Raw genomic sequence first — 14,903 nt, 5'->3', positions numbered from 1 at the left:
AGGGATCAGCAGCAGGCGGCATCACGGACGGGGCGGCCATCCATGTTCTGCAGGCGGAGAGTGTTGTCGGCCAACCATTGCGCGTTGGCCAGCAGGGTCACCTGCAGCATCTCGTGCACCCAGGCAGGCAGCTCGGGGTTGAGGCGGTAATACACCCACTGGCCCTGGCGGCGATCCAGCAGCAGGCCGCTGCTGCGCAACTGCGCCAGGTGGCGGCTGATCTTCGGCTGGCTGTCGTCCAGAGCGCACATCAGCTCGCAGACGCAGAGCTCGCCCAGGCTGGCGATGAGCAGGGTGGCGCGAACTCGGGTCTCGTCGGCCAAGCTCTTGAAGACTTCGGGTGGAGTGATCATGGCTTCACCTTGCATATGGAAAATCGAATATACGGATTTCCATATATTTTGCGCAAGCCTCATGGGATTTGAGCGTCTGCTTCTGGCCCAGGCCGTGTAAAAACACAGCGAGCGCTGGGTAGCCAGATATGGATTGGTTTTAACGATATCCAGCGGCCTCCTGGACGCGTGGTGTGCCCATCCTGGGCATTCAGTTGATTCGGCAAGTGCTGCTTCCACGATTCTGTGCGACGCGTTCGGATGGCTGCCAATGGGGTTTCAGGCCTTCATTGCCGCTATCAGCGCACTATTGCCCAACAGGTTCAGCACCCGTTTGAAGTTATAGGCGAGCACATGCAGGCTCATTTCCGTGCTTACGCGGTTGAGCGTCTTGGTGAGGAAATGGGTGGCGCCCATCCAGGCCTTCAATGTGCCGAAAGGATGCTCCACTGTCTGCCGGCGGATGCGCATCATCTCCGGTGCCTGATCCAGGCGAGACTGCATCGCGTCGAGCACCGACTCGTGTTCCCAGCGACTCACTCGCCGCTGCGCGCTCGGTGTGCACTGATCTTTCAACGCACAGCCCTGGCAATTCGAACTCCAGTAACGATGCAGCTTCAGGCCTTTCTCCACCGTCGAAAAACGCCAGATCAGGCGTTCTCCGGCTGGGCAGCGGTACTCGTTCTGGGCTGTGTCGTAAATAAAATCATCTCGACCAAAGCGCCCCGCTGCGGCAGCGCCTGAGGTCTTGGCCTTGGGGACGAAGGCGGTGATGCCAGCCGCATGGCAGGCGAGGATTTCCTCGCTCTTGAAGTAGCCACGATCGGCAACCACCGACAGCGATTGCGTTCCCATTGCCACCCGCGCTTGCTTGGCCATCGCACTCAGTTGATCGCGGTCGATGCCATTGTTGGTGACCTCGTGCGTCACGATCAGGTGATGCTTCGCCTCAACCGCAGCCTGGACGTTGTAACCGACCATGCCTGTGCCGCGCGTCATCATCGAGCGAGCGTCAGGGTCAGTAAGAGAAATCTGTTTGTCCGGGGTGGCCTCCAGCTGAGCTTCGATATCCCTGAGTTCCTGCATCTTGGTTTTCAGGGCGGCAATCTTGCTGTGCAAACGCTCGGATTTGGCCCGTGCCACAGCAGGCTCTTGTCGGTCGGCAGTGTCCAGCGCGGTGAGGTAGCGGCTGATGCTGGATTCGATCTCCTCCATTCGCCGTTGCAGCTTGGCACTGGTGAAGTTGCGGTCGCGATTGTTGACCGCCTTGAACTTGCTGCCGTCGATAGCCACCAGCGCTTCGGAGAACAAACCGAGCTGCTGGCACAGCACCACGAACTGCCGGCAGACACCACGGATGGCTTTGCCGTTGTCCTTGCGGAAGTTGGCGATGGTCTTGAAGTCCGGCATCAGGCGTCCGGTCAGCCACATCAACTCGACGTTGCGTTGTGCTTCACGTTCGAGGCGGCGACTCGACTGGATGCGGTTGAGGTAACCGTAGATATAGATCTTCAGCAGGACGGCCGGGTGATACGCAGGGCGGCCAGTTTCGGCGGGAACCACGCCGCCGAAGCCCAACCGCCCGAGATCGAGTTCATCGATGAACACATCGACTACTCGCACCGGGTTGGTGTCCGCGACGTAATCATCCAGGCTCTCGGGCAGCAGTGTGCATTGGCCTCGATGCTCGCCTTGGATGAAACGCTTCATGGACTGCCCCCGCTATGACTGCCGACGGCAGGATAGCAAGAGCACTAGCCACGTTTTTACACAGCCTGGACCGGAAGCAGACAAATCCTGTCTAAGGAACGGCTGCATCAACCCGTTTGGCGTGCACGCCTGCTGTGCTGCGCCCCATCGTTGATGGTCTGTCGATGTTCGCCTGCACATTGACTCGCGGACTCTCATGCGAAGGTTCGTCGCTGGCATGGATCGTACCGGCCTGGGTGGCCACCGCAGCTGCGACGGCGACGGTCGGATTCATGCTGTCGACCATGGAGCTGGGAATGAGGATGGTGGTTCCGCGCTCCTTGGTGGTTTCGTAGATGATGTTCATTGCGCGCAACTGCAGGGCCGTAGGCTGACCGGCATAGATCGTGGCTGCTTCCACAAACCGTCCGGCGATTTCCGCTTCTGCGGAGCCCAGGATGATTCGCGCCTGCTTCTCGCGTTCGGCCTGCGCCTGGCGTGACATGGCGTCCTGCAATGCCACCGGGATGGCCACGTCGCGGATCTCCACCGAGCCGACGGTGACACCCCATTCCTGGGTCTTTTCACCAATCTCGCGGCACAACTGCTGATCGGAGCTGCGTCGATCGGATAGCAGCGCGGCCAGCATCGACGAACCGATCATTTCCCGCAGAGAGGTCTGTGCTACCCGGTCGATGGCCTGCCGGTAGTCGGTGATAGCCAGTGCCGCTTTGCGGGCGTCGTGCACGTGCCAGAAGATGATGGCGTCGACGTTCACCGGCACTGTATCGCGAGTCAGTGCCTGCTCGGCATTGAACGCCGTGGTCTGGATTCGCTCGTCGATCACAGCGACGACGCTGTCCAGGACCGGAATGATCATGAACAGTCCGGGCCCGCGCACGCCTTGCAGGTTGCCTGCGCGCAACACGACGAATTTCTGCCAGGTGTTGGCCATCTTGAGGGACAGCGAGACGACCAATGCACACACCAGCACAACGATGCCCACAACCGAGTGGCCAAGGTAGATGAGGACGGCACCGATGGCCGTCAGAACCATGACGATGAAGAGGGTGATGGGGTTCATGGTGTCCTCCCGCATTCAAGCGCAACGCTCATTTGAAGATTGCGCCTGAGGCGTTCGTCTGTCTGTGCGCTAGACCACTGGAGCAATCCGCTGGGAAGGTCCCCGTGAGCACTGCCGGTCTTTGTGAGGGGCTAAGCGCGCTTGCGTACCGACGCCAGGAGTTGCGACCTGCCATGGTTGCATTCCGTCAACACCGAGCTGGCCTGGCGTTTCGGTACGTCCTGGCGATCAGCGGTGATCGGCTCACCAGAGGTCGCCATGAAAAAACAACCGGGAACAGTTCCGGACAGCCCGTCGCCAACCGGTGGTGGTGTCAGGCCCACACTGCCGGGCGGTGAATATGGCTCTCCCGCCGAGCGATATTCATTTCGAGATCGCGACAAGAAACAGCCGACGCTGCCGCCATCGGTTAATCCGGCTGAAGGCCCATCACAGGCTCCGCACAATTCTCCGGTCGATCCCCCGGAGGAGTAGTCCCCACCGAGCGTGCGATGGCGCACGGACGGCAATCCTGACGCTGTTGTCCGTCAGCTGCCCGGAGTCGGTCTTTGCGTCGTCATGTGCCAACTCAGACCAGGCTGATGTCCATGTGCGCACCGACTCCGGGCGCTCTTTCGATGACTTCGAAGGCGCGCAGGGTTTCGCGCGCCGAGTGGGTCTCGGCAAGCAGAACGACATTTCCTGGCAGGAGGGTGTACCCGAAGGGATGGTCGTCCTGGCTGACGTTCGCCGAAGCGCTGATTGCCGCGCCCGCCAGCCCTCCCACTACAGCACCCCAGCCCAGCAATTCGAGTAGCGGCGAGTCGCCGAAGAGGCCTGCACCGGCATTCGTCATCGCGATTGCGAACAGCGCACTGACCAGCAGGCCGAACAGCGTCCCGACGGCAACGCCCTTGATGACCTGCCTAAAGGCGCGTCGCTTCGCGCGCAGGCGCCCGGAGGGCACCAGTTCCTGGTTGTCGAATATGTGCACTCGGTCCAGACGAATGCCTAACCCCAACAGGTCCTGTTTCGCGCAATCGGCCTGTGATCGTCGGGTGAACACACCTGAGACCTGATGGCAGTAGTCGGTCATGGTTGCTCTCCTGGAATGCGACCTTTCGAACCAGTTTCCAGCATCCGCGAAGCCGAGGCGTCGGTCCGTCTGTTAACGCACGTACCCGTGCTCGTTATTGGGTGACGACCGCAAGTGGGCTACCGCACCGACAACCTGGTGAAAGGTTGTCATTGTCGCTCCCTCCACACTCTGCATGGCGCAGGAGTGGGAAGCGCGGCGAGGCGGCCATGAACCAGATAGGCAAGCAAGGCCCCCATGGCGGGGCAGCTGATCCCAAGAGGAAGACTCATCCGCAAGGCAGGCGCAACGAAGCGCCGCGTCTGCCGGGCTCAGATAACTACTCCCATCCGAAGACCAGAGCGGAAGCGGTACTCCAGCAATCGCTGGAGGTCGATTCTGCTGGAAATCCGACCCATCGACCGGAGAAGGGCACGAAGCCCGGCCGCGCCGGAGATGTTCATGACCAGTGATGCGCCATCGATGGATGACTACAGAAAACGCAGTGTGGCGGCGGGTCTGCGGCGCCAATGGCGGCATGCGGTGATTCTCTGCAGGAGGGCATGGCGTCAGCTGTCCATGACGACACACCCTGTGCCGCAGGCCAATCGCCAGATCAGGGCGAAAGAAACGCCGGTGGTTCGGCGCAAGCCGCGTCGTTGATCGTGCAGCTGCCGGTTACGATGGAGGTCACCAGAGCCCATGAACAGATTGTCACTGATCGATGCCGGGAAAATGCTCGACACCTGGCTTCCGGGATACTCATGCGCACTCTCTCGGTCCGCCATGGGCTCCATCAGTCTTCAGCTCATGTCCTTGCTGCAGGGAGAGGGGATTACGTTCCTGGGCATCGGCCAGCATTGCCTGCAAGGCGCGCAAGCGCTGAGAACGCTCAGTCAATCGTTGCAGGGAGAGCTGGCCCTCGTCTTCACCCCGCCTGCAGAGGAATCACAGGTTCCGGCACGCAGAGTTACCGAGGATGAGAGCCTGGACTTCGAGTGTCAGTAGCCGCCGATTGCAATCAGGGCTCCTCCTCACCACCTGGCGTCCTTCGTTCCAGGAGCGCACGAAGAGTGCCCTCGAACGTTGCGAGGTCCCATGGCTTGGCCAGGAACGTCGTGTTCTCGGGCGGCTTTCTGCCCTCCGGCCTATTGAGTCCCGAGGTGATCACGACGGGCGCCGAGGGACAGTGCCGCAGAGAAAATCTGGCAACGTCGTAGCCGTCGAGCAGCCCGACCATCTGAATGTCGGTGATGATCAGATCGACCCGCGTGTCCGGCTGCTTCAGGTACTCGATTCCATCTTCGGCGCTGGAGAAGGCGGTGACCTGCGCGTCGAGAAGATTGGCCAGGATCTGCGTCATCAGAATGCGGACGGTCAGCTCGTCCTCCAGCAGGAGGATGTGCGGTGAAATGCTGCCCATGTCGTTGTCATCCAGTCCAGGTTGCCAATGCTTGAAAGCTCCCGTGGGACAGGGAGCGCTCGGCTATGTGATGCTCTGCTGGTGTGCGGGCGCCCATCATGGCTTGCCACCAATATCCCCGGGCAAGCTCGGCGCCTGGTCTTCCGTACGGGCTGATGTGGCCGCAGTTTCCTTCGGCAACATGGCCTCTATCTGATGCGGCGCTTCCACTCCCAGTTCCTCCAGCATGGATAGCAACTCGGTGCAGAATCGCTGCAACTGGGTCTCGGAGAGCGCGGCAAAGCCATGGGCGAGGATGTAGCGGGCGATCACATCCTGCGGACTGTCCGGCGTGAACGCCGATTGCGCGATCAGATGGCGCAAGTCCTCGTAGAACCGTGCATTGATGTCGTTCGATTCCATGACAGTCACCTCTTCAGCGGACTAGGGAATTGCCCTGAGACGTATCGGCGCTCAGGGGCTGGACGTGCATTCGATGCATGGAACGGAAGCAGCGTTTCCTGTGGGGGGAGGCAATGACACAGGCCATTGATTAGACGACCTGCCCTTCATTGGAATAGTGCGATCAGAATGATCAATGCGCCTGGCAGGCACCGAGCCGAGCCTCAGGCGGCCCTTAAGTGCGCAACCGCACCGACGTCGTAGTCCTGGTCTGCGAAGGTTGGAGTCAGGCATGCCCCACGGCTTGCGGTGATACGGGCAGCTTCTTCAGGAGCCGCCGGGTACCGACAGAGGGGGCTTTCTCTGTACGTGCCACCCTGGCGCTCGTGTCGACCTGCCAGGTTTCCGCCGCACTTCCGGAGCCTTGCCATGATGTCGCTCCATTTCCGGGCCTTGCGCCGCGGCCGATCGAAGCCTCCTTGGGACAGTCTGGTACCGGTTCGCGAAGAACTCTTCGGCATCGAACGGCTCGAACAGCACGCGCAGAGCCTGGCCCTGGCACAACAAGTGACGGATACGCCAAGGCGTGTACTGCCGTTGCATGTGCGCCTGGATGACAACGCCCGTGTCCTGCTGGCTGCCTACCGGGCCAGTGCTGTCGAGTTGGAAAGGGGCAATGGTGTGGTACCGGCTGCCGAGTGGCTGCTGGACAATTACCACATCGTCGAAGAACAGATCCGTGAGGTCCGCGACGACCTGCCGCCTGGCTACTACCGGCAGTTGCCCAAGCTCGCCGATGGACCGTTCGCCGGCTACCCGCGGGTCTTCGGCCTGGCCTGGGCCTTCGTGGCGCACACCGACAGCCACCTCGATGTGGAGCTGCTGCAGCGCTTCATCCATGCCTACCAGCGAGTCCAGCCACTGACCATCGGCGAACTGTGGGCGGTGGCGATCACCCTGCGCATCGTCCTGATCGAGAACCTGCGGCGCCTGGCCGAGCAGATCAGCGCCGGCCGCATAGCCCGTGCCGATGCCGATGCCCTGGCCGAGCGCCTGCTCTCGCCAGGGCACGCTCGCTCGGCGCTGGAGGCGGATATCGCCGCGCGCTCGACCGGTCCGCTTTCCGAGGTGTTCTCCGCCCAACTGGCCAAACGCATGCGCGACCAGGACCCGCGCACGACACCGACACTGGGTTGGCTCGAAGAGCGCCTGCACGAACAGGGCGTCAGCGTCGAAGCGGCGGTCCAGCATGCGCAGCAGCGCCTGGGCGCCTCCAATGTCACAGTGCGCAATGTGATCACCAGCATGCGCCTGATCTCCGATATCGACTGGGCACAGCTGTTCGAGAACGTCAGTCTGGTCGACGCGCGGCTGCGCGACGGCAGCAACTTCGCTGCCATGGACTTTCCCACTCGTAACCTCTATCGCAGCGCCATCGAACAGTTGGCGCGCGGCTCTTGCCTGGACGAGCTCCAGGTGGTCGATCACGCCCTGGAGGCTTGCCGTCAGGCTGTGGCCGACCATTCGGAAGGTGAAGACCCCCGCCGTGAATTCGATCCCGGATTTCATCTGATTGCTGAAGGCCGCCCGACGCTGGAGCGCGCCATCGGCTTCAGCCCGACGTTGCACCTGCGCCTGAATCGCTTCAGTGTGCGCCTGGGCATGGGAGGCTACATCGGTGCCATCGGCCTGCTCAGCCTGGTGCTGCTGGGATTCGTATCCCACCTGCTGAATCAGTCTGCGCCCTCCTGGGGCTGGATGCTGGCCTTCCTGGCCTGCCTTTGCGTTCCGGTGACCGAAGTGGCCACAGCACTCATCAACCGCTTGGTGACCTGGAGCTTTGGCGCGATAACGCTGCCTGCGCTGGAACTCCTGGCCGGCGTGCCACAGGCGTTGCGCACCGTTGTGGCTGTGCCGACCTTGCTGACCACCGAGGCCGATCTGCTGGAGCAGATCGAGCGGCTGGAGGTCCACCATCTGGCGGGTATCGGCGGTGACCTGACCTTCGTGCTGATTCTCGATGGCGTCGACGCGACACAGGAGGTCCTGCCCAGTGATGCACCGCTGCTAGATGCTGCGGCTGCCGCCATCGACCGCCTGAATCGGCATTACGGCCAGGGGCCCGGCGGCCAGCGCTTCTTCGTGCTGTTTCGCAGGCGCTGCTTCAACCCTGCCGAGGGCTGTTGGATGGGCTGGGAGCGCAAGCGCGGAAAGTTGCATGAACTGAACCGGCTGTTGCGCGGCGCCACCGATACCAGCTTCGTGGCGATTGCCGGAGAGCCGCCGCGAGTGCCGAGCGAGGTACGCTTGGTCATCACCCTCGACGCTGATACTCGCCTGCCCCGCGAGGCGGCCCTGCGCCTTATCGGCAAGATGGGCCACCCGCTGAACCAGCCGCGCTTCGATGCCCTGCAGCAGCGAGTGATCAACGGCCACGCGGTACTCCAGCCGCGAGTGACGCCATCGCTGCCGATGGGCGGGGAGGGCTCGTTGTACCAGCGCGTCTTTTCCGGCCCGGCAGGTATGGACCCCTACGCGGCGGCGGTGTCGGACGTTTATCAGGATCTGTTCGGCGAAGGCTCCTTCACCGGCAAGGGGATTTATGACGTCGATGCCTTCGAGCGCGCGATGGTCGGCCGGGTCGCGGACAATCGACTGCTCAGCCATGATCTCTTCGAAGGCATCTTCGCCCGTGCAGGGCTGGCGTCGGATGTCGAGGTCGTCGAAGAGTCGCCGTCGCGCTTCGATGTGGCGAGCAGGCGCATGCATCGCTGGACCCGCGGCGACTGGCAGCTTTTGCCGTGGATGCTCGGCCACTGGCGCGGGCCGCAGGCGATGCCATTGATCGGCCGCTGCAAGATGCTCGACAACCTGCGCCGGTCGCTGGTCGTGCCCTTCGCCCTGGCAAGCCTGCTGCTCTGCTGGTGGCTGCCATTGCCGCAGGCACTGCTGGCCGCGACGTTGGTCATTCTGACCCAGGCGATCCCGCCGTTACTGCCGATCTACTGCGCGTTGCTGCCAGCGCGCTCGGGAGTTCGATTACGCAGCCACTTCGCCATGCTCGGCGCCGACTTCCGTCGTGCGTTGCTGCAGATCCTGCTGTCGCTGGCCTTCCTGGCAAACGATGCCTGGAGCATGGTCGATGCCATCCTGCGCACGCTTTGGCGGATGTACGTCAGCCAGCGCAACCTGCTGGAGTGGACCACTGCCGCACAGTCCTCACGCAAGCCGCGCCCTGGCTGGCTCGGCAGCTATCGGCAGATGGCCGGTGGGACGGCCCTCGCCGCATCGGCCGGCATCACCGGGTTGGCATTGCAGCCGGCGAACTGGTTGCTGATTCTGCCATTGACCCTGCTCTGGTTGAGCGCGCCTCTACTCGCGTTCTACAGCAGCAGGCCCACGCAGCCGTCGCGTCGTTCGGGCCTGGAAGAGGATGACGCAACCGCATTGCGCCTGTGCGCACGGCGGACCTGGCGCTTCTTCGAGACCTTCGTCACGCCGGCGGACAATCTGCTGCCGCCGGACAACTTCCAGGAGCAGCCCAGGCCTGTGCTGGCTCACCGCACCTCGCCTACCAATATCGGCCTCTACCTGCTGTCCGCGGTGTCCGCTCGCGATTTCGGCTGGGCCGGCGGCCTGCAGACGCTGGAGCGCCTGGAAGGCACCCTGGCGGTGCTGGAGAAGCTGCCGCGCAGCCACGGCCATTTCTTCAACTGGTACGGAACCCGCGACCTGCGAGCCCTGGAACCGAGGTACCTGTCCTCGGTGGACAGCGGCAACCTGGCTGGGCACCTGATCGTGCTGGCCAACGCGTGCGAGGAGTGGCGCGCCAGCCCGCTGGTGGAGGAAGCCCGCCAGGGCCTGCTCGACACCCTGCACCTGGCACGGCAAGCCGTCGCAGCGCTGCCGCTGGCTGAAGATGTCGCGTTGCTGCAGGTGAAGGACGACGTGCGGGAGATTCACCGGGCCCTCACCGGCCCACAGTCGCTCGACGCCTTGCTGCCCGCCCTCGGGCACCGCGCGGAAAAGGCCGTGCGGTGCGTCGCGGGCCTCGCGCCGGCTGGCGAGGAGGGCGGCGACCTGTCTTTCTGGTTCGACGCACTGCGCAGGGCCTTCGCCGAGCACAGCCGAGACCGACGGCATGGCCATGAAAAGGCATTGGACCGACGCCTTCAGGCCCTGGCCGATACGGCGCGCCGGCTGGCACTGGAGATGGATTTCGGTTTCCTGCTCAACCAGGAGCGCAAGCTGCTGTCCATCGGCTATTGCGTGGACGACAACCGCCTGGATCCTAGTTGCTACGACCTGCTGGCCTCCGAGGCGCGCCTAGCCAGTCTGTTCGCCATCGCCAAGGGCGACCTGCCGACCCGCCACTGGTTCCGCCTGGGCCGCACGGCCACGCCGGTGCCCGGTGGCTCGGCGCTGATCTCCTGGTCCGGCTCGATGTTCGAGTACCTGATGCCCTCGCTGGTCATGCGGGCGCCGGCCGGCAGCCTGCTGGAACAGACCAACCGCCTTGTCGTGGCGCGGCAGCAGGCCTACGGTGCCGCGCTGGGCATCCCCTGGGGCATCTCCGAATCGGCCTACAACGCCCGCGATCTGGAATTCACCTACCAGTATTCGAACTTCGGCGTGCCGGGTCTTGGTCTCAAACGCGGATTGGCCGAGAACGTTGTCATCGCGCCCTATGCCACGGCACTGGCGACCATGGTCGATGCGCAAGGGGCGCAGCGCAATTTCGATCACTTGACAGCCGTCGGTGCGCTTGGCCGCTATGGCTTCTATGAGGCTCTGGACTTCACCCGCTCACGCCTGCAGGACGGGGAAAGCGTCGCCATCGTCTGCAGTTTCATGGCCCACCACCAGGGCATGAGCATCGTCGCCATCGCCAATACCCTGCAGCACGGGCGCATGCGCTGCCGCCTGCATCGCGAGCCGATGATCCAGGCCAGCGAACTGCTATTGCAGGAGCGCGTCCCGCGCGATGTGGCGCTGGGGCATCCCCGCGCCGAGGAAGTAACGGTAGCGCCCAGCGACACCATTGCCGATGCGTCCACGCTGCGCCGAGTCGATGCAATGCTCGATGGACCGCCGATCACTCATCTGCTGTCCAACGGTCGCTACGCATTGATGCTGACTGCCAGCGGTGGCGGCTACAGCCGCTGGGGAGATATCGCAGTGACGCGCTGGCGCGAGGATGCCACCTGCGACGACTGGGGCAGTTTCATCTTCCTGCGCGACCTGCAGAGCGGCGCACTGTGGTTGGCCACGGTGCAGCCTGGCGGACAACCGGTGGAGAATGGCGAGGTACTGTTCGACGAGGACCACGCCGAGTTCATCCAGCGCGACGCCGCGCTGCTGACCAGCCTGGAAGTACTGGTGTCCGGAGAGGACGATGGCGAGGTGCGGCGGGTGTCGCTGACCAACCATGGTCGCCGTGCACGCGAAATCGAACTGACTTCCTATGCCGAAGTGGTGCTGGCAACGCCGGCAGCCGATGGCGCGTATCCGGTGTTCTCGCGGATGTTCGTACAGACAGAATACCTTGCCGAGTTCGGCGCCCTGGTCGCCACGCGACGCCTGCGCTCGCCGGACGATCCGTCGATCTGGGCAGCCCATTTCGCAGTGGTCGAGGGCGAGGTGATCGGCGAGACGCAGTATGAGTCCGACCGCGCCCGCTTCCTCGGCCGTGGCCGAACCCTGCGGGAGGCGCAGGCAGTTCTGGGCCACCGTGCCCTGGGCAACTCCCAGGGCAGCGTGCTCGATCCGATTTTCTCCCTCCGCCTGCGCCTGCGGGTGGCACCCGGCAAGGTTGCACGGGTGGCATTCTGGACACTGGTAGCCAGTACCCGGGAAGCCTTGCTTGACCTGATCGACAAACACCATGAACGCAACGCTTTCGAACGCGCCAAGACCCTGGCCTGGACCCAGGCCCAGGTGGAATTGCGCGACCTGGGCATCGATGCCGAAGAGGCCGCCGATTTCCAGCGCCTGGCGGCGCCGATTCTCTATGCGGATTATCGCTGGAGGGTACCGCAGGAAGCCCTTCGGCGCGGCGCAGGGCGCCAGTCCGGGCTCTGGCCGCTGGCGATTTCCGGAGATTTGCCGATCGTCCTGTTGCGCATCGACGAAATCGACGATCTGTCGCTGCTGCGGCAGCTCCTGCGCGCTCGCGAATACTGGCGGATGAAGGGCCTGGACGTTGACCTGGTGATCGTCAACGAACGAGCCTCGTCCTATGTCCAGGATCTGCAGACCGCCATCGAAACCGCCGTACGCAGCAGCCCCTCGCGTCAACGCAGCGAAGGCCAGGCCTCGCGCGGCGCCGTGTGCACCTTGCGCGCCGACCTGATGACCGTGGAGGCACGGGAACTGCTGAACGCCGTGGCGCGGGTGAACCTGCTGGCGCGCCGGGGCTCCATCGCTGCCCACCTGGGGCGTCTGCCGCCGGCCAAGCCGCGGCCGTCTGCCGCCCGGCATGCACCGGCGGCCTTGCCGCTGCTGCCCGCGACCGAGGGAACGAGCAGTGATGAGCCGCTGGAATTTTTCAACGGGCTGGGCGGCTTTGCGCTGGGCGGGCGCGAGTACCACATCGTTCTGAACAATGGCCACACGACCCCGGCGCCGTGGATCAATGTGATCGCCAATCCAGCGTTCGGCTTCCAGGTCTCGGCGGAAGGCAGCGGCTACACCTGGGCCGGCAACAGCCGGGACAATCAGCTCAGCCCCTGGTCCAACGACCCGGTCATCGATCCTGCAGGTGAGGCTTTCTACCTGCGCGACGAAGACAGTCTGGCATTGTGGGGCGTTACCGCCCGGCCGATCCGCGACGCAGGCTTGTACCGCGCCGCCCATGGTTTCGGCTACAGCCGGTTCAGCCACACGGCCCACGGTATCGAGGCGCAGCTGCTGCAGTACGTGCCGCTGGATGACCCGCTGAAGATATCGCGGCTCACACTGCGCAATACCTCCGGCCGGCCGCGCCGGCTATCGGTGACGGCTTACGTGGAATGGGTACTGGGTACCGCGCGCGGAGCCTGCGCCCCTTTCATCCTGACTGGGGTGGATGTCGAAAGCGGCGCGCTACTGGCACGTAACCCCTGGAGCATCGCTTATTCCGAGCGGCTGGCTTTCGCCGACCTGGGCGGGCGGCAGAGCAGCTGGACCGCCGATCGCGGCGAATTCATCGGCCCTACCGGTAGCCTGTCGGCTCCTCGGGCGCTGCTCGGCACCGTGGCGTTGTCGGGCGCCACTGGCGCTGGCTTCGATCCTTGCTCTGCCCTGCAATGCATCGTCGAGCTGGGTGTCGGCGAGTCCGTGGAAGTGCTGGCGTTGCTGGGGCAAGCCGGATCGGACGAAGAGGTTCGTGGTCTCGTGGAGCGATATCGCAGCATCGATCTCGATGCGGTATTGGCCGATGTGACACGGCACTGGCAGCAGCGGCTGGGCACAGTCCAGGTGCGCACGCCTGATCGCGCCATGGACCTCATGCTCAACGGCTGGTTGCTCTACCAGACGCTGGCGTGCCGCATCCATTCCCGTTCGGCGTTCTACCAGGCCAGCGGTGCTTATGGTTTCCGTGATCAGTTGCAGGATGGTCTGGCGCTGTCGTTCGCCTGCCCAGAGCTGACCCGCCACCACTTGCTGCGGGCCGCCGGGCGCCAGTTCGTCGAGGGCGATGTGCAGCACTGGTGGCTTGAACAGACGGGGCAGGGAGTGCGCACGCGAATCTCCGATGACCGGGTCTGGTTGGCCTATGCCTGTGCCAGCTATATCGAGTCATCCGCGGACCTTGCGGTGCTCGACGAAATGCTGCCTTTCCTCGACGGGCCACAGCTGCATCCTGGCGAGAGCGATACGTTTTTCCAGCCGATGCTTGCAGAGGAGAGCGCCTCGCTGTTCGAGCACTGCGCTCGGGGCCTGGACCAGTGCCTGGAGATGGCCGGCGCCCACGGCCTGCCACTGATGGGGAGCGGAGACTGGAACGACGGAATGAACCGTGTGGGCGTCGGCGGGCAGGGCGAAAGTGTGTGGCTCGGCTGGTTGCTGTTGCATACCCTGGAGCGCTTCGGTGCGCTGGCCGAGGGGCGTGATAAGGTGCGGTGCGTGCGCTGGCGGAAACATTCGGCGGCGCTGCAGCTGGCCTTGGAGGAGCATGGCTGGGATGGCCAGTGGTATCGCCGAGCGACTTTCGACGACGGCACCTGGCTCGGTTCGGCGGCCAGCGACGAATGCCGGATCGATTCCATCGCCCAGTCTTGGGCGGTGCTCTGTGGCGGCGCGAATCCCGAGCGCGCAGCCACTGCCATGGCCTCGCTGGAGCGCTGGTTGATCCGTCAGGATGAGGGGTTGGCCTTGCTGTTCACTCCACCCTTCGATCTATCAGCGCATGATCCCGGCTACATCAAAGGCTACCCGCCGGGCCTGCGCGAGAACGGCGGGCAATACAGTCATGCGGCGATGTGGAGCATCCTGGCGTTTGCCCGTCTAGGTGAGGGCGACAAGGCGGCCGGGCTGTTCTCCCTGCTCAACCCGATCAACCATGCACGTACCGCGGCAGAGGTGGAGTGCTATAGGATCGAACCCTATGTCGTCGCCGCCGATGTCTATTCCATTGCCCCCCATGTCGGGCGTGGTGGCTGGAGCTGGTACACCGGCTCCGCTGGCTGGATGTACCGTGCGGGGGTGGAAGGGATTCTGGGGCTCCGGCGCGAGGGTGCAAGTCTGCTGATCGATCCGTGTATTCCGCTGGACTGGCCGGGGTTCGACGCCAGCGTGACGGTGGATGGTTGCCATTACAGCATCGTCCTGGCCTCGGCCGGGAAGCACTGCCGCGGCATCCAGCGCGCGCTTCTGGATGGCCGTTCACTGGTCTGCGGCGAAAGCCCGGTGCAGGTGCCGCTGGCGGTTGGCGAGCATCGCCTCGAGCTGTTCCTGTAA

At 63.8% G+C, this 14,903-nt stretch carries 9 protein-coding genes; 3 read left to right on the top strand and 6 right to left on the bottom strand.

Features of this window, described 5'->3' with window-relative positions:
• Positions 1-5: 5 nt before the first annotated feature.
• The 4 genes from IB261_RS29315 to IB261_RS29300 all read right to left on the bottom strand — a co-directional run bounded on the left by IB261_RS29315 (position 6) and on the right by IB261_RS29300 (position 4,180).
• Complete coding sequence (locus tag IB261_RS29315) at positions 6-353, bottom strand: metalloregulator ArsR/SmtB family transcription factor (RefSeq protein ID WP_192383912.1); 348 nt, start codon at positions 351-353, stop codon at positions 6-8.
• A gap of 258 nt (positions 354-611) precedes the next feature.
• Positions 612-2,042, bottom strand: a complete 1,431-nt coding sequence (locus tag IB261_RS29310; protein WP_192383925.1) for an IS1182 family transposase — start codon at positions 2,040-2,042, stop codon at positions 612-614.
• Positions 2,043-2,133: 91 nt separating this feature from the next.
• A complete protein-coding gene (locus IB261_RS29305) occupies positions 2,134-3,105 on the bottom strand; it encodes a slipin family protein (RefSeq protein WP_192383578.1) in 972 nt (323 codons plus the stop codon).
• 568 nt (positions 3,106-3,673) lie between these two features.
• A complete protein-coding gene (locus tag IB261_RS29300; RefSeq protein WP_192383579.1) occupies positions 3,674-4,180 on the bottom strand; it encodes a hypothetical protein in 507 nt (168 codons plus the stop codon).
• A 209-nt stretch (positions 4,181-4,389) separates the two neighbouring features.
• On the opposite strand from IB261_RS29300, the gene IB261_RS29295 reads away from it, so the two are divergent.
• Positions 4,390-4,632, top strand: coding sequence for a hypothetical protein (locus IB261_RS29295; protein ID WP_192383580.1), 243 nt, complete (start codon positions 4,390-4,392; stop codon positions 4,630-4,632).
• On the top strand, positions 4,622-4,822 hold the full coding sequence (locus IB261_RS29290; RefSeq protein WP_192383581.1) for a hypothetical protein: 201 nt from the start codon (positions 4,622-4,624) through the stop codon (positions 4,820-4,822). Before IB261_RS29295 ends, IB261_RS29290 begins: the two co-directional genes overlap by 11 nt.
• 358 nt (positions 4,823-5,180) lie before the next feature.
• On the opposite strand, the gene IB261_RS29285 is transcribed toward IB261_RS29290, so the two are convergent.
• The gene (locus IB261_RS29285; protein WP_192383583.1) at positions 5,181-5,582 is read right to left on the bottom strand and encodes a response regulator; all 402 of its coding nucleotides are present in this window, start codon (positions 5,580-5,582) and stop codon (positions 5,181-5,183) included.
• A gap of 96 nt (positions 5,583-5,678) precedes the next feature.
• On the bottom strand, positions 5,679-5,984 hold the full coding sequence (locus tag IB261_RS29280; RefSeq protein ID WP_192383584.1) for a hypothetical protein: 306 nt from the start codon (positions 5,982-5,984) through the stop codon (positions 5,679-5,681).
• 408 nt (positions 5,985-6,392) lie between these two features.
• Between IB261_RS29280 and IB261_RS29275 the strand changes: the two genes are divergently transcribed.
• On the top strand, positions 6,393-14,903 hold the full coding sequence (locus IB261_RS29275; RefSeq protein ID WP_225606190.1) for a glycoside hydrolase family 94 protein: 8,511 nt from the start codon (positions 6,393-6,395) through the stop codon (positions 14,901-14,903).

The organism is Pseudomonas sp. PDM20 (assembly GCF_014852575.3).
GTDB lineage: Bacteria > Pseudomonadota > Gammaproteobacteria > Pseudomonadales > Pseudomonadaceae > Pseudomonas.
This window is presented reverse-complemented; position numbering and strand designations above follow the sequence as displayed.

Coding starts and splice junctions, on each gene's coding strand:
- IB261_RS29300 (WP_192383579.1), bottom strand. CDS start 4,180: ATGACCGACTACTGCCATCAGGTCTCAGGTGTGTTCACCCGACGATCA.
- IB261_RS29290 (WP_192383581.1), top strand. CDS start 4,622: ATGACCAGTGATGCGCCATCGATGGATGACTACAGAAAACGCAGTGTG.
- IB261_RS29295 (WP_192383580.1), top strand. CDS start 4,390: ATGAACCAGATAGGCAAGCAAGGCCCCCATGGCGGGGCAGCTGATCCC.
- IB261_RS29285 (WP_192383583.1), bottom strand. CDS start 5,582: ATGGGCAGCATTTCACCGCACATCCTCCTGCTGGAGGACGAGCTGACC.
- IB261_RS29315 (WP_192383912.1), bottom strand. CDS start 353: ATGATCACTCCACCCGAAGTCTTCAAGAGCTTGGCCGACGAGACCCGA.
- IB261_RS29305 (WP_192383578.1), bottom strand. CDS start 3,105: ATGAACCCCATCACCCTCTTCATCGTCATGGTTCTGACGGCCATCGGT.
- IB261_RS29275 (WP_225606190.1), top strand. CDS start 6,393: ATGATGTCGCTCCATTTCCGGGCCTTGCGCCGCGGCCGATCGAAGCCT.
- IB261_RS29310 (WP_192383925.1), bottom strand. CDS start 2,042: ATGAAGCGTTTCATCCAAGGCGAGCATCGAGGCCAATGCACACTGCTG.
- IB261_RS29280 (WP_192383584.1), bottom strand. CDS start 5,984: ATGGAATCGAACGACATCAATGCACGGTTCTACGAGGACTTGCGCCAT.